Source organism: Rathayibacter sp. AY1B7 (assembly GCF_002932735.1).
Classification (GTDB): domain Bacteria; phylum Actinomycetota; class Actinomycetes; order Actinomycetales; family Microbacteriaceae; genus Rathayibacter.
Map to the genome: position 1 here is coordinate 17,479 of NZ_PSWK01000011.1, position 18,898 is coordinate 36,376.

An 18,898-nucleotide genomic window follows, 5' to 3' on the forward strand; every position below is an offset into this window, starting at 1 on the left:
GTCGTCTCATCGAAAGTCCCTCGTGTTTCGCGCCCCCGGAAGGGCGACGGCTCCGCGGGTCCGATCCACCCGGGAGAAACCATGTGCGGACGCTTCGTCCTCTCGCAGACCACCGCCGACCTGGTGGCGCTCTTCGACATCGACGAGCCGGGCGCCGACCTTCCGGAGCCGTCCTGGAACATCGCGCCGACCCAGCGGATCGCCGTCGTCGCGGAGTCGATGAAGGGGGTCGAGGAGGGCAGCCCGCCGCGGCGTCGGCTCGCCGGAGCCCGCTGGGGCCTGGTGCCCCGCTCCGCCGCCGACCCGTCCGCGGGGCCGCCGCTGTTCAACGCGCGGATCGAGTCCGTCGCCGAGAAGCCGTCGTTCCGCGAGTCCTACGCCTCCCGGCGCGCGATCGTGCCCGCCTCGGGCTGGTACGAGTGGCGGGTCGGCGCGGACGGGGCGAAGGCACCCGTCTACGTCTCGCCGGGCGAGGGCTCGCTCCTCCTGTTCGCCGGTCTCTACGAGTGGTGGCGCTCGGCCCAGCCGGGCTCTCCGTGGCTGCTCTCGGCGACGGTCCTCACCCGCCCCTCCGCCGGGCCGCTCGCCGAGGTGCACGAGCGGATGCCCGTGCTGCTGCAGCCGGAGCTGATCGAGGACTGGCTGGACCCGGCGTCCCCCGGGGACGGCGAGCTGCTGCGCGCGGCCGCCGAGGGCGCGGCCGAGCTGGCCGAGGAGCTCGAGGTGCACGGCGTCGGCGCGGCCGTGGGCTCCGTCTCGGCGAACGGCCCCGAGCTGATCGAGCCCACCGGAGCCTGACGATCGCGTGAGAGCGCGATCCGCGGTCCGGCATCCGGTCTGACAGACTGGGCGGATGCCGCTGACGCCCGAGAGCAAGCCCCTGAGCGCAGGCAAGGCGGAGGTCATGCACCGCGCCGCCCGCCTCGAGGACCGACTCCACTCCTTCCGGATGAGGCGCGTGAAGCGCAAGGGCTACGTCCCGAGGGTCATCCCCTACACCGGCTACGGCTCGACGACGCAGCTGCGCGTCCTGGCCCGCGTCCTCTACACGCGGCCGACCGCTCCCGGGGTCGAGGAGGTCCGCCCCGTCGAGGGCGTGCGCGGCTGGCGGAGCTTCACCAGCGTCTTCGTGAGCGGGGCCGTCGTGACCGTCGAGGCCGACGGGCAGACCCACCGGGTGACGGCCGACCGCGGCGGAGTCGTCGACGCGGACCTCCCGATCACGCTCGAGCCCGGCTGGCACACCATCACCTTCTCGACCGCGGGCTCGAAGCCCGTCGAGGCGCCCGTGTTCATCGTGCGTCCGGAGTCGCGGCTCGGCGTCGTGTCGGACGTGGACGACACGGTGATGGTCACCGCGCTCCCCCGCCCCTTCGTCGCCGCCTGGAACACCTTCGTGCTCGACGAGCACGCCCGGATGCCCACGCCCGGCATGGCGGTCTTCCTCGACCGCTTCGCCCGGCAGTACGAGGGCTCCCCGGTCATCTACCTCTCCACCGGCGCGTGGAACGTCGCCCCGGCGCTCACCCGCTTCCTGTCGCGGCACCTGTACCCGGCCGGAGCGCTCCTCCTGACCGACTGGGGCCCGACGCACGACCGCTGGTTCCGCAGCGGCAAGCAGCACAAGGAGATGAACCTCCGCCGACTCGCGGCCGAGTTCCCGGACGTGCGCTGGCTGCTGGTCGGCGACGACGGGCAGCACGACGAGGAGATCTACTCCGACTTCGCGGACGAGCACCCCGACAAGGTCGCGGCCATCGCGATCCGCCAGCTCTCCACCGGCGAGGCGGTGCTCGCGGGAGGCCGCTCGAAGGCCGAGGACCGCTCCCTGACCAGCGGCACGACCTGGGTCTTCGCGCCCGACGGCGCCGGCATCTCCGAGCAGCTGACGGACCTCGGCATCCTCTGATCCCGCACCGGCTCCGGGAACGACGGAGCCGTCCGCTCCCCGGGGGGAGGGACGGCTCCGGTCGATCGGCTCGGACTACGCCTGGTGGGCGGCCTGCAGGTCGAGGGTGATGGTGACCTTCTCGCCGATGAGCACGCCACCGGTCTCGAGGGCCGCGTTGTAGGTCAGACCGAAGTCGGTGCGGTCGATGGTCGCCTTGGCGGTGAGGCCGGCCTTGTAGTTGCCGTAGGGGTCGGTGCCGAAGCCGCCGAACTCCACCTCGAAGGTGACGGGCTTGGTGGTGCCCTTGATGGTGAGCTCGCCGTCGACGAGGAAGTCGTCGCCGTTCGGGCGGACGGCGGTCGAGACGAAGTGGATCTCCGGGTACTTCTCGGCCTCGAAGAAGTCGCCGGTGCGGAGGTGGCCGTCGCGGTTGGGCTCGTTGGTGTTGACGGAGGCGACCTCGGCGGTGGCCTCGACCTTGGAGTCGAGCGGGTTCTCGCCGGTGGTGAACGTGGCGGTGAAGCGCTCGAACTTGCCCTTGACCTTGCTGATCATCAGGTGGCGGACGCTGAACGCGACCTCGCTGTGGGTGGGGTCGATGACCCAGGTGCCGGCCTTGTAGCCGGGGATGGTGACGGTGTCGGTCATGGTTTCTCCTCGAGTGTGACGGTCGTCGCGGGGAGAGCGTCCCCGTCCAATGTATGCAAGCGCATCGACGTCGATCAGTATTCCATGTAGCGACAACTATTTCATCCACGTTCCGTCGAAGGATCGGCGGACACCGCGTGAACACGGAGCGCCGCACCCCGGACGGGGGTCGGAGACGCTCCCCGAGCAGTCGTCAGCGGTCGGCGGGAGCCGGGTTGCGGATGCCGAGGAGGGAGACGACGCCCCCGGCGACCAGGAGGGCGGAGGTCGCGACGGCGGCACGGGAGAAGCCCTCGACGTCGAGCGAGTCGCCGACCACGAGCGAGGTCGCGGCGATGGCGACCAGCCCAGCGATGCGCGAGACGGCGTTGTTCACGGCGGAGCCGACTCCGCTGTGCCCGTCCTCCACCGCGCCGAGGATCGTCGAGGTCAGCGGAGCGACCGTCACCGCGAGGCCGAAGCCGAAGAGGAGGATCCCCGGCAGCAGCTGCGTGGCGTAGTCGGCGCCCTCGTCGACGAAGGAGAGCAGGAGGAACCCGGCCGCGGCGATCAGCGGTCCGACGCCCATGAAGAGCCGCGGGCCGAACCGCGCCGACAGCGACCCGGAGACCTGCGAGAGCAGGAGCAGCAGGATCGTCGGCGGGAGCGTCGCGAGCCCGGCCAGGGTCGCCGAGAAGCCCAGGGTCTGCTGGAGGAACAGGCCCAGCGCGAAGAAGCCGAAGGAGAGCGCGCCGTAGACGAACGCCGTCGAGACGTTGCCGACGGTGAAGTTCCGCGACGCGAAGAGCGACAGCGGCAGCATCGGATGCGCCGCGCGCCGCTCCCACACGACGAACGCGACGAGGGCGGCGACTCCCCCGATCAGGGCGGTCAGCACGAGCGGATGCTGGATCCCGAGCCGCTCCTGCTCGATCAGCGCGAACACCGGCCCTCCCAGGCCGATGACCCCGAGCACCGCGCCGACGCCGTCGATCGGCACCCGGGTCCCCGAGTCGACCGCGCCGAGCCTGCGCAGCAGGACCAGCGTCACCGCGATCGGCAGCAGGTTGAGCGCGAAGACGTACCGCCACGAGCCCGCGTCCACCAGCAGGCCGCCGAGCACGGGGCCGGCGATCGTCGCCGTGCCGGTCCAGGCCGTCCACGCGCCGATGGTCCGGGCCTGCGCGGCGCCGTGGACGGTCGCGATGATGAGGGCGAGCGAGCTGGGCACGAGGATCGCGCCGGCGGCGCCCTGGAGCATCCGCGCCACGATGAGGACCTCGGCGGTGGGGGCCAGCGCGCACAGCAGCGAGGTGACACCGAAGCCGATCAGGCCGATGGTCATGCTGCGGGCCCGGCCGATGCGGTCGGCGAGCGAGCCGGCCACGAGGATCAGCGCGCCGAGCGTGATCAGGTACCCGTCGACCACCCACTGCTGCACCGCGAGCCCGCCGCCGAGCTCGCGGGTGATGGCGGGCAGGGCGACGTTGACGACGGTGCCGTCGAGGAAGGCGACGAAGGAGGCGAGGACGGCCACCACGAGCACCGCGCGGCGGCGCGTCTCGGCGGGGTCGGCGGAGGCGGTCATGCTCGGGCTCTGGTCACCCGCTCACCGTACCGGCGGCCGCCGCTCCCGGGGCCGGGAGGGCGGGCATCCGGGCCCCCGAGCGCGGCCGCACGACGGATCCAGACTCGTCGCCTACTCTCGTAGCCATGTCTGCGCAAGGAACCGCCCGCGGCGGCGTGCTCGCCCGGGTCCTCGGGATCGTCGGAGCCAGCCTCGCCGGGGGCCTGCTGATCACGGTCGGGGTCACTCCCGCCCTCGCCGTCACCGGTCTCGCCGAGAACAACCCGATCGGGCTGTTCGAGACGGTGCCGGAGTACCTCGAGCTCGGCCAGCTGGCCCAGAAGACCGAGATCTACGCCAAGCGCACCGACGGCTCGGACGAGCTGCTCGCCTCCTTCTACGCGCAGAACCGCGAGGAGGTGGCCTTCGACCAGGTCAGCCAGTCCGTGAAGGACGCGGCGGTCTCGACCGAGGACCCGCGCTTCTACGACCACGGCGGCGTCGACCTGCAGGGCACGATCCGCGCGGTGCTCAGCAACATCGTCGGCGGGGACCTCCAGGGCGGATCCTCCATCACTCAGCAGTACGTCAAGAACGTCCTCGTGCAGAAGGCGGAGTCGCTGAGCGCGACCGACGAGGCGGCCTCCGAGGCCGCCTACGAGGAGGCGACCGCGACCACTCCGAGCCGCAAGCTCAAGGAGATGAAGCTCGCCGTCGACCTCGAGAAGAAGTACAGCAAGGACGACATCCTCCTCGGCTACCTCAACATCGCGGGCTTCGGCGGGCAGGTCTACGGCATCCAGGCGGCGGCCGAGTACTACTTCTCGACCACCGCGGCCGACCTGAGCCTGGCGCAGGCCGCGAGCCTGATCGCCACGGTCAACAACCCCAACGGCCTCAGGATCGACCAGCCCGAGAACATCCCGGACAACAAGATCCGCCGCGACTACGTCCTCGACCAGATGCTGCAGGAGGGGAAGATCTCGCAGGCCGACCACGACGCCGCCGTCGCCGAGGAGGTCGTCCCCGCGATCACGCAGACGCCCACCGGCTGCCAGACCGCCGGCAACGCGGCCTTCTTCTGCGACTACATCACCCGCGTCGTCCAGAACGACCCGGCGTTCGGCGACGACGCGGACACCCGCCTCGCGAACTTCCAGCGCGGCGGCTACAAGATCTACACGACGCTCGACCGCGACCTGCAGGACACCGCGGCCAACGCGACGAACAACGCCGTCCCCAAGGTCCCCACCCTCGACACCAACATCGGCAGCGCGACCGTCTCGATGGAGGTCGGCACCGGCCGGATCCTGGCGATGGTGCAGAACAAGGACTACGACGCGGCCGGCGCCGTGAACGGCGCGAACTTCTCCGCCGTCAACTTCAACACCGACACGGCCTACGGCGGCTCCGCCGGGTTCCAGGTCGGATCGACCTACAAGGTGTTCACGCTCGCGCAGTGGCTCGCGAGCGGACGCACCCTGAACGAGACGATCAACGGCCGCGAGCGCACCTTCTCGGGCTTCCCCGCCAGCTGCGCGCCGGGCGGCGAGCTCGACACCTCCTACGAGGTCAACAACGACGACAGCGAGAACGGCAGCTACAGCGTGCTGACCGGCACGATGCAGTCGATCAACACCGTCTACGTCTCGATGGCGCAGCAGCTCGACCTCTGCGCGATCCGCGACCGCGCGGTCGGCTTCGGCGTGAAGGCGGCCGACGGCGGCGAGGTCGACTACAAGCCGTCCGCCGTCCTCGGCTCGGACACGCTCATCTCCCCCCTCTCGATGGTCACCGCCTTCGCCGGCTTCGCCAACAACGGCACCGCCTGCTCCGCGATCGCCATCGACGCGATCACCGACGCGACCGGCGCCGCCGTCCAGCCGCCGACCTCCACCTGCAACCAGGCCCTCAGCCCCGAGCTGACGGCGGTCGCGAACTACGCCCTGCAGCGCGTCGTCACCGGCGGCACGGCCGCCCAGTCCGACCCGGACGACGGCATCGAGCACATCGGCAAGACGGGCACCACCGACAACGCGGAGTCGACCTGGATGGACGGCGCGAGCTCGCGCGTCGCGACCGTGGTCTGGGTGGGCAACATCGACGGCCACACCTCGATGCGCGAGGTCCGCTTCCCGAACTCGGAGCTCGAGAGCCGCCCGTACGCCTCCAACATCCGCCACTACATCTGGAACTCGGTGATGACCCGCGCCGACCAGAAGTACGGCGGAGACGACTTCGAGGAGCCCAGCAGCGCCCTGCTGAACGGCCGCCAGATCGCCGTGCCGACCGTCTCCGGCCGCTCGGTCGACGACGCCACGGAGGCGCTGGAGGACCTCGGCTTCGACGTCGAGGAGGGGGCGACCATCGACTCGTCGCTCCCGGCCGGCCTGGTGGCGGGCACCGACCCGGCCGCGGGCACGACCGTCGCGCGCTACTCCGACATCGCCCTGCTGATCAGCAACGGCTCGCAGGTCCCGGCTCCCGCCACCCAGGCACCGGCTCCGGCTCCGACCGGCACGGGAGTCCCCGCGACCGAGGCTCCCCCTGCGACTCCCACGGCGACCCCGACAGCGACAGCCACGGCGACTCCGACGGCGGAGGTCGAGGAGTGAGCTTCGACGCGGACTTCCTCGGCGTCCCCGCGGGTGCGCCGCGCCTGAGGGTCGAGCGCCCGGTGCGGCTCCTGCCGTACACGCACTTCGAGGTGCTGCTGGATCCGGAGCGGCGCCTGGCCGTCTCGACGGCCGTGAACATCGACGGCGCGCGCCTGGTCGAGCTCGGCCGCGGCGACGACTGGCACCTCGACGACCGCATCCCCGCCTCCGAGCAGACCGGGCCGGAGGTGTACGCCCGCAACGACCTCGACCGGGGCCACCTCGTCCGCCGCCGCGACCCCGTCTGGGGCGACCGGGACGAGGCCGCCGCGGCCAACCGCGACAGCTTCTGCTACACGAACGCCGCGCCCCAGGCGAGCGGCTTCAACCAGTCGCAGGAGCTGTGGCTCGGGCTCGAGACGCTGGTGCTCGAGTACGCGCAGACCTGGCGCACGCGCCTGAGCGTCTTCACCGGGCCCGTGCTCGCGGACGACGACCCGGTCTACCGCGGTACGGGCATCCCCCGCCGCTTCTGGAAGATCGCGGCGTGGAGCCCGGACGGATCGACGCTCGCGACGAGCGCGTACCTGCTCGACCAGAGCGAGCTCGTGGAGCGCGTGCGCGAGGGCCTGGTGCCGCTCGGCGGCTTCAGGACGTTCCAGCTGCCGGTCGCCGCGATCGGCGAGCTGACCGGTCTCGACGTGGATCTCCTCGCCGGGGCCGACGTGCTCGGCTCGGCAGGACTCCGGCCGGAGCCGTGGCGCGAGATCGTCGAGCCGTCCGACGTGGCGAGCGGCCTCCTCCCCCGCTGAGGCTCCGCCGGGGGCAGGATGGGCGGATGAGCACCCCCGTCCTGGTCGAGATCACCTCCGGCGCCGTCGTCCTCCGCGACCCGGAGGGTCCGCTCGTCCGCGTCGACGAGGCGGGCTACCTCCGCGGCGACGGGGTCTTCGAGACCGTCGCGGTCCTCGACGGACGTCCCCGCGCGCTCGGCGAGCACCTCGCGCGGCTGGCCGGATCGGCCCGGGCCGTCGGGCTGACGATCCCGGAGGCGCCCCTCTGGTCCCGAGCGGTCGACCTCGCCGTGGCGGAGCACGACCGGGTCGACGACCTGACGGTCCGCTTCATCGCCGCCCACGGCTCGAGCGACTCCGCCCGGTGCACCGTGCGCGCGGCTCCGACTCCCGACTCGAGCGCGCTCCGGGAGAAGGGCGCGGCCGTCGTCGTGCTGGACCGCGGGTACGCGAGCGGTCCGCTCGCGCCGTGGCTGCTCCCGGGCGTCAAGACCACCTCGGGCGCCGTCACCCGGGCGGCGCTGCGCGAGGCGGCGTCCCGGGGCGCGGACGACGTGGTCTGGCGCACGAGCGACGGGCTGCTCCTCGAGGGAGCGACGTCGAGCCTGGTGCTCCTCGGCGACGGGGTGCTCGCGACGCCGCTCTCGGGCAGCGTGCTCGCCGGCACGACGGTCGAGCGGGTCCTCGCGCTGGGCGAGCGCCGCGGGCTCGCGTCGTCGCGCCGCGAGCTGCCGGTCTCGGCGCTCACCGGTGCCGATGCGGCGTGGCTGGTGTCGAGCACCCGGCGGGCGATCCCCGTCCGCTCGGTCGACGGCGCACCGCTCGCGATCGACGCCGGCCTGACGGCGGCGTTCGAGGCGGGGCTGCTCGCCGGCTGACCGCGTCCGCGGCTCGGACTCCCTGCGCGTCAGGCCGCTGCGGCCAGCGCGCGGGAGGTGTGCGGGCCGACGCCGGCCTCCTCCGCGTCTTCGAGATCGGCGAGCGTGTCGACGTCCAGCCTCAGCGTCGACGAGCCGGGCAGCACGACGACCGCGCAGCCCGCGTCGCGGTGCCGGGCCAGCGAGCCCGAGCCGAACGCCGGAGCGACGAGGGCTCCGGCCGCCAGCAGGAGCGCCGTGGTGCCGCTCCCCTCGCGGTCCGGGACGACGGCCGGGAGCGACCGCGTCGCGAGCGCCTCGGAGAGGTCCGACGGCAGCAGGGCGGGCAGGTCCCCGGTCAGCACGATCACCGGGGCGCCCGGCCGGCGGTGGAGGGCGGCCTCGGCCCCCCCGGACACGGCGGCGTCGAGGGTCCCCGGGTCGGGCACCACCACCAGCTGCGGGTGCTCCGCCCGTGCGCGGTCGGCCGCACCGGCGTCGGAGGTGACCAGGAGAAGGCTCGCCACCGGCTCCGCGGCGGCCACGGCGGCGAGCGTGTCCAGGAGGAACGCCTCGGCCAGCGCCGCGCGGCCCGGCACGTCGAGGCGCGTCTTCGAGCCGCCGCGGCCCTTGAACACGACGACCGCGCTCCAGCCGGTCACGCGCGCTCCTCGCGCGAGGCTGCTCCGGCCGCGAAGCCCTCGGCGAAGGCCTCGTCGGCGCCGAGGCGGAACATGTCGTCGGGGCCCGTGCGGGTCAGCGTGCGGGCACCCGGGCTCTCGACTCCCGTCACCAGGCGGGCGAGCCCGCGGACGACGGCGACGGGGCGTCCGCTCGCCTTGCCCTTCACCAGGTCGCCGAGCGCGGCGATCTCGTCCGCGACGGCCGGCATGGTCACTCCCAGCGTGCGCCCCAGGGCGTCGACTCCGCCGCGGAGGTCGTCGATCACGAGGACGCCGGAGGCCCCGATGGCCGCGTCGGTCTGCCCGACCCGCCACGCGCGGCCCAGGGTGTCGCTGACGAGCACGCCCACCTCCACGCCGAGCCGCTCCCGGAGGCCCGCGCAGAGGGCCCGCGCCGAGGCGTCCGGGTCGGCGGGGAGGAGGAGGACCGTCCCCTCCGCGACGTTGCTGGCATCGACTCCGGCCGCCGCCTGCACGATCCCGAGGCGGTTCTCCACGATGCGGGTGACGCCGGAGCCGTGCGCCCGGGTGGCGACGACGCGGACGGTCTCGGCCGTGATCGCGTCCTCGCGGTCGGCCGCGGCGACGACGCGCCCCTCCGCCTTCGAGACGATCTTGCTCGTGACGACGAGGATGTCGCCGTCCGCGGGCCGGTCCTCCTCGGCGGCGGCGGCGACGGCCGCGAGGATCAGCTCGAGCAGGTCGTCACCGGGAGTCACCTCCGGGATGCCGTCGAGGGCCCAGGCCTGCACGCGCGTCTCGCTCACCGGTCCATTCTCCCGGCTGCCGCGGGCGCCCGGGTCCACGGCCCGGGATCGCCCGGGTGGACGATCGGCGGCGCCTCAGCCGGCGGCGAGGTACGCGGCGACCGCGGGCGGCACGTAGGGGGCGACGTCGCCGCCGAGGGAGGAGACCTGCCGCACCAGCGAGCTCGACACATGGGCGTGCGCGGGATCGGGCAGGAGGAACACCGTCTCGACGTGCGCGAGGTTGCGGTTCACGATCGCCATGGGGGTCTCGTACGCCACGTCGACCTGCGAGCGGATGCCCTTCACCAGGATGCTCGCGCCGACGTCGGTGCAGTAGTCGACGAGCAGGCCCATGCTCCACGAGGCGACGACGATCCGTCCCTCGACGCCCGCCTCCGCGATCGACTGCTCGATGAGCGAGACGCGCTGGGCGATCGGCAGCAGCGCGGTCTTGGCGGGGTTGTGCACCACCACGACGTGCAGCTCGTCGACCAGGCGCGCGGCCCGCTCGATCACGTCGAGATGACCGAGGGTCACGGGGTCGAAGGAGCCGGGGACGACGGCGATGCGGGCCATGCCGACAGAGTAGCGGGCGGGCACCGCCTAGCTCTTGGCGAGGAACTCCCGGTCGCGGTCCTGCACGCGGCGCTCGAGCGCGGCACGGAGCCGGTCGTGCGCGGCGAGCGACGGGTCCTCCGCGAGGAGCCGCTCGGCAAGCGCCCGCGCCTCCACGATCACGTCGGCGTCCTGCACCACCCGCAGCAGGCGAAGCGACGAGCGCCCGCCGGACTGCGAGTCGCCCAGCACGTCGCCCTCGCGGCGCAGCTCGAGGTCGACCTCGGCGAGCGCGAAGCCGTCGAGCGTCGCGGCGACCGCCTCCACCCGCTCGCGCGCGACCGTCCCCGCCTCCGCCGCCGTCACGAACAGGCACACCCCCGCGACGCCGCCGCGCCCGATGCGTCCGCGGAGCTGGTGCAGCTGCGAGACCCCGAACCGCTCCGCGTCGAGCACGACCATCATCGAGGCGTTCGGCACGTCCACGCCGACCTCGATGACCGTCGTCGACACCAGGACGTCGATCTCCCCCGCGGCGAAGGAGCGCATCACGGCGTCCTTCTCCTCCGTCGTCATCCGCCCGTGCAGCGCGGCCGACCGCCGCTTCCCGAGCAGCGGATGCGCGCGCACGCCCTCCAGCGTGGCCGCGACGGTCGTGAGCGGCGCGGCGGCGTCCTCCTCGGGCGGCTGCGCGCCCTCGGCGGGCTCCCCCGGCTCGATCGCCGGGCAGACGAGGTAGACCTGGTGGCCCGAGCGGATCTCCTCCTCGGCGCGCTCCCACGCCCGCGCGATCCACGCGGGATGGTCGGCGAGCGGGACCACGTGGCTCGTGATGCCGGGGCGCCCGGCGGGCAGCTCGCGGATGGTCGAGGTGTCGAGATCGCCGAAGACCGTCATGGCGACGGTCCGCGGGATGGGCGTGGCCGTCAGCACCAGCACGTGCGGCGGGGTGGCGCCCTTCCGGCGCAGGGCGTCCCGCTGGTCCACGCCGAAGCGGTGCTGCTCGTCGATCACGACGAGGCCCAGGTCGTAGAAGGAGACCGCGTCGCCGAGGAGGGCGTGCGTGCCGACGACGATCTTCGCCGTGCCCGAGACGATCCGGAGGAGGGCCGCGCGGCGCTGCGCCGCCCCCAGCCCGCCGGTGAGGAGGGTCGGCACCAGCTCGGCCGCGAGCTCCGGGCCGAGGGTCCTCGCGATCGAGCGGAGGTGCTGCCCCGCGAGCACCTCGGTGGGAGCGAGCAGCGCCGCCTGCCCGCCGCTCTCGGCCGTGGCGAGCATCGCCCGGAGCGCGACGAGGGTCTTGCCGGAGCCGACCTCGCCCTGCACCAGCCGGGTCATCGGGCTCTCGGCAGCCAGATCGGCGGCGATCTCGTGCCCCACCGCGGTCTGGTCGCCGGTGAGGGCGAAGGGCAGTGCGGCGTCGAAGCGCTCGAGCAGCCCGCCGGGGCCGGGCACGCGGGCGGTCGCGGGGCTGCTGCGCGCCGAGGCCCGGCGCTCGAGCAGGGCGAGCTGCAGGAGGAACGCCTCGTGGAAGCGGAGCGTCTCGCGCGCCTGCGCCTCCTCGCCCTCCCGCTGCGGGCGGTGGATCAGCTCCAGCGCCTCGCCGAGGCCCAGCAGCGAGCGGCCGGCGCGCACCTGCTCGGGCATCGGGTCGGGCACGTCGCGCAAGCCGTCCAGCAGCACGCCGATCGCGGCCTGGAGCTGCCAGCTCGAGAGCGCGCTGGTCGCCGGGTAGATCGGGATCGGCCGCTCGGCCCAGTCCTTCGCGAGCTCACCGCCTCCCGTCTCCGTCGCGGCGGCCTCCTCGTCGTCGAACAGACGGTAGTCGGGATGCGTGAGCTGCGGGGTGTCGCGGAACATCGAGACCGTGCCCGCGAAGATCCCGCGCACGCCGCGGTGGAGCTTCGCCGCGCGCCAGGGCTGTCCGAAGAACGTCAGCGAGAGCGTGCCCGAGCCGTCCGAGATGACGACCTCGAGCAGGGTGCCGCGCCGGTTGCGCATCGGCCGCTCGCGCACCTCGCGGACCTCCGCCACGATCGTCACGCTCTCTCCCACGGGGAGACGCGAGAGCGCCGTCAGCTCGCCCCGCTTCGCGTAGCGGCGCGGGTAGTGGCCCAGGAGCTCGCCGACCGTGCGGTACCCGAAGGCCTTCTCGACCGCACTCGCCGTGCGCGGCCCGATCAGCGGCGCGAGCGAGGCGTCGAGGGGGTCCGGGATCACCTAGCGATCATAGGTCGGACCTCGGACGCGCGAGCCGGGCGACCGGGTCCAGCGCCGAGCGGGGCACGACCGACGCGAGCACCCGACGACCGGCACCCGCGGAGCCGCGGAGCGCGGCGGCCACGGCGGTCGCGTCGTCCCACGCCTCCGACTCGCTCGCGGACGGCGAGTAGCGCCGGCGCTCGACGCGCTCCCGAAGCCCCTGCAGACGTGCCGCCGCTCCGGGGTCGAGGGCGGGAGCCATGCGGGCCTCCTGCGCGCGCGGAGACTCCGTGTCCTCCACGGGGACGCCCAGGTCGCGGGCGGTCGCCAGCAGCTCGGCCCACGCGGCCTCGACGGAGCCGGAGCGCGCGGACCGGCGCCGCAGCGCGCGCTGGACGGCGCGCATCAGCCAGGGGACGAGCACGAGCAGCAGGAGCAGCACCCAGAGCGTGGCCGCGGGAGCCGCCGTGGTGCTCGAGGCGCCGACGGCACCGGGGGTCGGCGTCGCCGACGCGGCCGTCGGAGTGGGTGTCGCGGCGGGAGCGCTGGTCGCACCGGGCGCGGTGGTCGCGGTCGAGCCCGGGGCGGTGGGGCCCGAGGACGCCGTCGCGCTCGGCAGGGTGTAGGAGGCCGGAGCGCCGCGGCTGGGCGTCGGCTCGAAGGGCAGCCAGCCGACTCCCTCGAAGTACAGCTCGGGCCAGGCGTGCAGGTCGGAGGAGAGGACGCGGTAGGTGGTCAGGTCGCTGCCGCCGGAGGGCACGACGGAGCCGGGCTGGTAGCCGATGGCGAGCCGCGACGGGATCCCGAGCTCGCGCGCCATCACCGCCATCGCCGAGGCGAAGTGGACGCAGTAGCCCTCCTTCGTCGTCAGGAACGCCGAGAGCACGCCGACTCCGTCGCCGTCGTAGCCCTCCTCCGCGGGGGTGTCCTCGGAGTAGCGGAACTCGGACGAGCGGAAGTACGTCTGCAGCGCGCGCGCCCGGTCGTAGGCGGTCGGAGCCTCCGCCGTGACCTCCTCGGCGGTGGTGCGGACGATCTCGGGCACGTCGTCGGGGAGCGAGAGGTACCGGTCGACGCCGGACGGCGCGGGCGCGGCGAGCAGCTGCTGCGGGTCGGGCTCGAGCCGCAGCGCCTGCACCTGGTAGTCGTCTCCGGAGCGGGTCGTCGCGTCGCCGCGGATCGAGCCGTCCTGCACGTCCTGGAGCCAGCCGTCGCCGACGCCCGTCAGCGACGAGACCGGATACGGCACGGGGAGCCACTGGCTCCGCAGCGTCTCCACCGAGACGTCGACCTCCTCCGCCTCGCGCGGCACGCTCTCGGAGAGCCCCTCGGGCGCGATCGGCGCCTCGATCGGAGCGGTCTGCTCCGTCTCGCTCGGCGCCCAGTCGTCACCGTCGAAGTCCGAGACGGTCAGCACGCGGAGGTAGACGGGCAGGTCGGAGTCGGTGGCGTAGCGCAGCACGGTCACGGGGTTCGGGCGGCGCAGGTCCGCGCCGAGAGCGACCACCGGGTCGATCGCGCCGTTGAAGAGGCTGCCGGAGACGCCCGAGGGGGCGGTGGTGCGCGCGTAGCCTGCCGCCGACCCGGCGACGACTCCCGCGCCCAGGACGACGACGGTCACGGCCGCGAAGGCGGGCAGCACGGCCGCGGCCGCGCTCGGGCCGCTCGGGCGGCGAGGGGCGGCCGTGGCGGCGAGCACGCCCGCGTAGGCGAGCGCAGCGACGACGAGGCTCGCCCAGGACACCTCGGAGGGGTCCACGATCGCCGGCACCGCGAGCAGCGCCGCAGGGAACAGACCGGCCAGGGCGGGGAGGCGGACGGAGAAGGCGAACAGGTCGGCCACCCAAGCGAGCACGACCACCCCGCCGATCAGGAGGAACGAGATGCCGTCGTCGGCGATGGCCGGGAGCCCCTGCTGGGCGATGGACTGGAAGCCGCCCTGCGCGAGCGCCTCCGCCTGCGCGACGGCGCCGGGCGTGGGGATCACGAACAGCAGGGCCCGACCGGGCACGAACATCGCGGTCAGCACGCCGACCATCGTCAGCGTGCCGAGGATCGGCGGGACGACGGGGTGCACGCGCAGAGCCCGGGCGGCGGCCGGGACGCCGAGCACCACGGCGACCGCGCTCGCGAGGAGCACCAGCCAGTCGACGCCGACGAGGAGCCGCCCGATCCCGGCGGCGGCGGCCGTGATCGCGAGGAAGAGCAGACCGCTCAGAGGAGCCGACCCGGCGCGCGGATCGCTCTCGACGCGGCGGCTCACGCCACCACCCGCAGAGCGAGAGCCTGCGCCCACGCCTCCTCGACGGAGGCACTCGGGTCGACGGACACCGCGTACCAGCCGAGCGAGGCGAGAGCCGCCTCCTCCTCAGCGGTGCCGGCGACGACGAAGGCGATCGCGGGGCGCGACTGCGCGGCCAGGGAGCCGAGGGCGTCGAGGTCCGACTCGAGGAGTCGGGTGAGGACGGCGAAGACCGGTCGCACTCCCCCGGTGTCGCGCATGTCGGCCGAGATCCGGGTCACCGCGTCGACCGACTCGCGCGAGGGCGCCAGCTCGGCCAGGCGCAGCAGCACGTCGTGCGCCACCTCGCGCTCGTCCTCCGAGTGCTCCGGCTCGCCGTCCGCACCCGTCTCGACGAGGTGGGTCTCGAAGCCGCGGTCGAGCAGGTGCACGGCGAGGGAGGCCGTCATCGACACCGCCCACTCGAGCCGGTCGTCGCCGCGCCGCTCGAGCACGCGCTCGGCCCGGGTCTCGAGGAGGATCCACGCGTGTGGATCGGTGTTCTGCTCGTCCTGGCGGACCATGAGCTCACCGGAGCGGGCGCTCGCCCGCCAGTGCACCCGGCGCATGGCGTCCCCCGGGCGGTAGTCGCGCGGGATCACGTCGTCCGTGCCGGCGCCGGCCGTCGCGTGCGCGACCGGGCTCGATCCGCCTGCTCCGTGCGCGTCCAGGACGTCGCTCTGGAGCGGCACGACCCGCGGAGTCACGACGAACGGCTGCGCAGCCCCCACGACGCTCTCGCGGAGCGCGAGCCCGAGGCCGTCGCCGCGCACCAGGCGCAGCGGGCCGATGCGGTGGATCCCGCGCCGCTCGGCGGGCAGACGGTAGCGGGCGCGCACGCGGCCGCCCGACGGGACGCCCGGCAGCCCGAAGACGCCCTCGGCGACCGGCCGGCCGACGACGACCCCGCGCTCCACGCGCTCGAGCCGGTCGTGGGCGCGCGCCCCGCTGCGGACGGCGCGGCCGCGGTTCTCGAGCAGCACGTCGACCTCCACCACGTCGCCGGCCGCGACGGTCTGGGGAGCGAAGCGGCGCTGCACTCGGAACGACGCCGGCGCCAGGAGCAGGGAGACGAGCGCGCCCAGGGGCAGGCCCAGCAGCACCAGGCCGACGAACAGCAGCTCGCGGAACTCTGTCAGCGGCGCGATCACCACTCCCGCGACGCCCAGCAGAACGAGCGCCCAGCCGCGCAGCGTCAGCGCGACCCCGCGGAGCGCGGGCAGACCGCCGAGACGGGACGACGGCGTCTCGGCGGCGCGGGCCTCAGTCGCCACGGTTGCCGAAGGGGACGGGGGTGGCCGCGACGATGCGCTGCACGATCTCGGTGACCGAGTGCGAGGATCCGGCGCCGGAGCGGCCGGGGAGGCGCGTGGCGGGCAGGAGGCGGTGGCCGAGCACGGGGACGGCGAGCGCGTCGACGTCGTCCGGCACCACGAAGTCGCGGTCGCTGAGGGCGGCGAGAGCCTTCGCGGCGGCGATCAGCTGGAGCGTGGCGCGCGGGCTCCCCCCGAGCCGCAGCTCGGGGTCGACCCGCGTGGCCTGCATGATCGCCACCACGTACTCCTGCACGGGTGGTGCGACGTACACGGAGCGCACGTAGGCCATCATCCGCTCGAGCTCGGCGAGGCCCACGACGGGCCGCAGCTCCTCGAGCGGGCTGGCCGAGTCGCGGGTGCGGATCATCTCGAGCTCGGCGCGCTCATCGGGGTAGCCGAGCGAGAGGCGGGCCATGAAGCGGTCGCGCTGGGCCTCGGGCAGCGAGTAGGTGCCCTCCATCTCGACCGGGTTCTGCGTCGCGATCACGGCGAAGGGGCGCGGGAGGAGGTGGGTGGTGCCGTCGACCGAGACCTGGCGCTCCTCCATGCACTCCAGCAGCGCCGACTGCGTCTTGGGCGAGGCCCGGTTGATCTCGTCGCCGATCAGGATGTTCGCGAAGACCGGGCCCGGCTTGAACTCGAAGTCGCGGGTCGCCTGGTTGTAGACCGAGACCCCCGTGACGTCGGAGGGGAGCAGGTCGGGCGTGAACTGGATGCGCGCGACGCTGCCGCCGACCGAGGCCGCCAGCGACTTCGCCAGGACCGTCTTGCCGGTGCCGGGGACGTCCTCCATCAGGAGGTGCCCACCGGCGAGGAACACCGTCAGCGCCATCGAGACCTCGGCCGACTTGCCGTCGATCACGCGGGTGAGGTTCCCGAGGACGGCGCCGCAGTGCGCCGTGAACTCCTCGCGGGTCAGGGGCGTCTCGGGAGCCGCTCGGCGGCCGACGGCGGAGCGGGTGTCTTCGAGCGACGTCATAGCTAGGGATTCTCGCAGTCCTGACGGGAAAAGGGTCCAGGTTCCGAGAGTTCGCAGTGTGCCGCCAGGCGGGAGCGCGCGGCGGCCGCCGGACGCCGTGGGCAGGGGTGCCGCCCTATGCTCGATCCGGTGACCAGGATCATCGCCGGATTCGCCGGCTCGCTCACCCTCCGGGTCCCGCGCGCGGGCACCCGCCCCACCAGCGACCGCGTGCGCGAGGCCGTCTTCTCGGCCCTCGAGGCCCGGGACGCCCTCGACGGCGCGACGGTGGTCGACCTCTACGCGGGCTCCGGCGCCCTCGGGCTCGAGTCGGCCAGCCGCGGAGCGAGCGCGGTCGTCCTGGTCGAGCGCGACCCGAAGGCCGCCCGGACCGCGGGCGAGAACGCACGGGTGATCGTGACCGCGGCTGCCAAGAACAAGCGGCCCGCCCCGCGGATCGAGGTGGTGACCGGCTCGGTCCGCTCCTTCCTCGACGGGTCCCCGGCCCTCAACACGGACACGGTGTTCCTCGACCCGCCCTACGACCTCGGCGAGGACGACCTCGCCGCCGATCTCGCCGGCGTGCTGCCGCTGCTGCGCGAGGACGCGGTGGTCGTCGTGGAGCGGAGCTCCCGCAGCCCGGAGCCGCGCTGGCCCGCGGGTCTGGAGCGGGAGCGGAGGAAGGACTACGGCGAGACCACGATCTGGTGGGCTTCACCGGCGTCGCCCGTCTCGCCCGCTTCCTCCGCGGCCGGCTGACCGGCCTCAGCCCGCCGCGCCGTCCCAGCCGAGGTACGGGTCCCAGCCCCCGCGCCCCTCGAGCGCGACCCCGCCCAGGCGCACCTCCGGGTCCCCCTCGCGGACGACCCCGAGCGGGACGAAGCCCTCCGGCAGCGCCGCGGCGGGCGGGAAGCACGCGAGCATCGCGTGGTCCTCGCCGCCTCCCAGCACCAACGCCCTCGACAGGTCGAGGTCCACGCCCTCCACGCCCGTGAGCCCGCGCGCGTGCTCATCGACCGCCGCGGCATCGAGGTCGATCACCACTCCGCTCGCACGCGCCATCCGACGGGCGTCGAGCACCACGCCGTCCGAGACGTCCATCATCGCGGTGGCGGTCCCGCCCGCGGCCTCGCCCGCGGAGATCGGCGCGGTCGGGCGCAGCTGCGCCTCGAGGAGGGACGGATGCCGCTCGCGGAGCCGGGCGGCGAGGTCGGCCGACGGCTCCCCGTCCCGCCGCGCCTGCTCGAACAGCAGGCGCAGCCCGAGCCCCGCTCGTCCCAGCGGACCGGCCACGGCGAGCACGTCCCCCGGCCTCGCACCGCTGCGGAGCACCGGCGGTCGTCCGTCGAGCGAGCCGAACGCCGTGATCGAGAGCGTCAGCGTCGCGGAGGCGGACAGGTCTCCCCCGACGACTCCGCATCCCGGCGCCATCGCGGCGCAGCCGGCGGCGAGGCCGCCCGCGATCCCCTCCAGCACGTCGACGCCCAGCGACTGGGGTGCCGCGAGCGCGACGACGAGCCCGGTGGGACGGGCCCCCATCGCCGCGACGTCGGCGAGGTTCGAGGCCGCCGCCTTCCAGCCCAGGTCCGCCGGGCGCGACCAGGCCAGCCGGAAGTCGGGGCCGTGCACCATCATGTCCGTGGTCACCACGAAGCGGCCGTCGGGAGCGCGCAGCACCGCGCAGTCGTCGCCGGGCCCGACCAGGGTCTCCGCGCCCGGGCCGCCGAGCCGGGCCAGCACCCTCGCGAGCACCTCGCCCTCGCTGAGCTCGGCCAGGGTGGGACTCCGATCCTCTGCCATGGTTCACACGCTAGCGTTGAC

General features: G+C 74.1%; 16 protein-coding genes. 6 read left to right on the forward strand and 10 right to left on the reverse strand.

Features of this window, described 5'->3' with window-relative positions:
* The first annotated feature begins 81 nt into the window (after window positions 1-81).
* Both C5C95_RS07895 and C5C95_RS07900 read left to right on the forward strand, forming a co-directional pair.
* Window positions 82-798 carry an SOS response-associated peptidase gene (locus C5C95_RS07895; protein WP_104246545.1) on the forward strand — a complete coding sequence of 239 codons (717 nt, stop codon included), beginning with the start codon at window positions 82-84 and terminating at the stop codon, window positions 796-798.
* Between the two features lie 55 nt (window positions 799-853).
* Window positions 854-1,909 carry an App1 family protein gene (locus C5C95_RS07900; RefSeq protein WP_258072638.1) on the forward strand — a complete coding sequence of 352 codons (1,056 nt, stop codon included), beginning with the start codon at window positions 854-856 and terminating at the stop codon, window positions 1,907-1,909.
* A gap of 75 nt (window positions 1,910-1,984) precedes the next feature.
* Here the strand turns inward: C5C95_RS07900 and C5C95_RS07905 are convergent, their stop codons facing one another.
* Together C5C95_RS07905 and C5C95_RS07910 are read right to left on the reverse strand one after the other, a co-directional pair.
* Window positions 1,985-2,539 carry a YceI family protein gene (locus C5C95_RS07905; RefSeq protein WP_104223105.1) on the reverse strand — a complete coding sequence of 185 codons (555 nt, stop codon included), beginning with the start codon at window positions 2,537-2,539 and terminating at the stop codon, window positions 1,985-1,987.
* 193 nt (window positions 2,540-2,732) lie between these two features.
* Window positions 2,733-4,106: a DHA2 family efflux MFS transporter permease subunit gene (locus C5C95_RS07910; RefSeq protein WP_104225629.1), complete on the reverse strand. Its 1,374-nt coding sequence runs from the start codon at window positions 4,104-4,106 to the stop codon at window positions 2,733-2,735.
* A 125-nt stretch (window positions 4,107-4,231) separates the two neighbouring features.
* Here C5C95_RS07910 and C5C95_RS07915 point away from each other — a divergent pair, with 125 nt between their 5' ends.
* From C5C95_RS07915 to C5C95_RS07925, 3 genes are read left to right on the forward strand one after another with little or no spacing between them, the layout of a single operon-like run.
* Window positions 4,232-6,700, forward strand: coding sequence for a transglycosylase domain-containing protein (locus tag C5C95_RS07915; protein ID WP_104324179.1), 2,469 nt, complete (start codon window positions 4,232-4,234; stop codon window positions 6,698-6,700).
* Window positions 6,697-7,494 carry a DNA/RNA non-specific endonuclease gene (locus C5C95_RS07920; protein WP_244230625.1) on the forward strand — a complete coding sequence of 266 codons (798 nt, stop codon included), beginning with the start codon at window positions 6,697-6,699 and terminating at the stop codon, window positions 7,492-7,494. The genes C5C95_RS07915 and C5C95_RS07920 overlap by 4 nt, the downstream gene beginning before the upstream one ends.
* A gap of 26 nt (window positions 7,495-7,520) precedes the next feature.
* Window positions 7,521-8,354, forward strand: coding sequence for an aminotransferase class IV (locus C5C95_RS07925; RefSeq protein WP_104223102.1), 834 nt, complete (start codon window positions 7,521-7,523; stop codon window positions 8,352-8,354).
* Window positions 8,355-8,383: 29 nt separating this feature from the next.
* Here the strand turns inward: C5C95_RS07925 and cofC are convergent, their stop codons facing one another.
* The 7 genes from cofC to C5C95_RS07960 form a co-directional block, all read right to left on the reverse strand.
* Complete coding sequence (gene cofC / locus C5C95_RS07930; RefSeq protein WP_104223101.1) at window positions 8,384-8,995, reverse strand: 2-phospho-L-lactate guanylyltransferase; 612 nt, start codon at window positions 8,993-8,995, stop codon at window positions 8,384-8,386.
* Entirely contained in the window at window positions 8,992-9,783 is a 792-nt protein-coding gene (cofE, locus tag C5C95_RS07935) for a coenzyme F420-0:L-glutamate ligase (protein ID WP_258072639.1), read from the reverse strand. The genes cofC and cofE overlap by 4 nt, the downstream gene beginning before the upstream one ends.
* Window positions 9,784-9,858: 75 nt before the next feature.
* Entirely contained in the window at window positions 9,859-10,341 is a 483-nt protein-coding gene (gene coaD / locus C5C95_RS07940) for a pantetheine-phosphate adenylyltransferase (protein ID WP_104223138.1), read from the reverse strand.
* A gap of 27 nt (window positions 10,342-10,368) precedes the next feature.
* A complete protein-coding gene (locus tag C5C95_RS07945) occupies window positions 10,369-12,540 on the reverse strand; it encodes an ATP-dependent DNA helicase RecG (protein ID WP_374953730.1) in 2,172 nt (723 codons plus the stop codon).
* A 7-nt stretch (window positions 12,541-12,547) separates the two neighbouring features.
* Window positions 12,548-14,785 (reverse strand): DUF3488 and transglutaminase-like domain-containing protein, encoded by a 2,238-nt coding sequence (locus C5C95_RS07950; protein WP_104324180.1) that lies wholly within the window; start codon window positions 14,783-14,785, stop codon window positions 12,548-12,550.
* On the reverse strand, window positions 14,782-16,077 hold the full coding sequence (locus C5C95_RS07955) for a DUF58 domain-containing protein (RefSeq protein ID WP_104223099.1): 1,296 nt from the start codon (window positions 16,075-16,077) through the stop codon (window positions 14,782-14,784). The genes C5C95_RS07950 and C5C95_RS07955 overlap by 4 nt, the downstream gene beginning before the upstream one ends.
* Entirely contained in the window at window positions 16,067-17,098 is a 1,032-nt protein-coding gene (locus C5C95_RS07960; RefSeq protein ID WP_104225624.1) for a MoxR family ATPase, read from the reverse strand. The genes C5C95_RS07955 and C5C95_RS07960 overlap by 11 nt, the downstream gene beginning before the upstream one ends.
* Window positions 17,099-17,227: 129 nt before the next feature.
* On the opposite strand from C5C95_RS07960, the gene C5C95_RS07965 reads away from it, so the two are divergent.
* Window positions 17,228-17,836 (forward strand): RsmD family RNA methyltransferase, encoded by a 609-nt coding sequence (locus C5C95_RS07965; protein WP_104324201.1) that lies wholly within the window; start codon window positions 17,228-17,230, stop codon window positions 17,834-17,836.
* Window positions 17,837-17,842: 6 nt separating this feature from the next.
* Here the strand turns inward: C5C95_RS07965 and thiL are convergent, their stop codons facing one another.
* Window positions 17,843-18,877, reverse strand: a complete 1,035-nt coding sequence (gene thiL, locus C5C95_RS07970; protein ID WP_104324181.1) for a thiamine-phosphate kinase — start codon at window positions 18,875-18,877, stop codon at window positions 17,843-17,845.
* Window positions 18,878-18,898 lie beyond the last annotated feature (21 nt).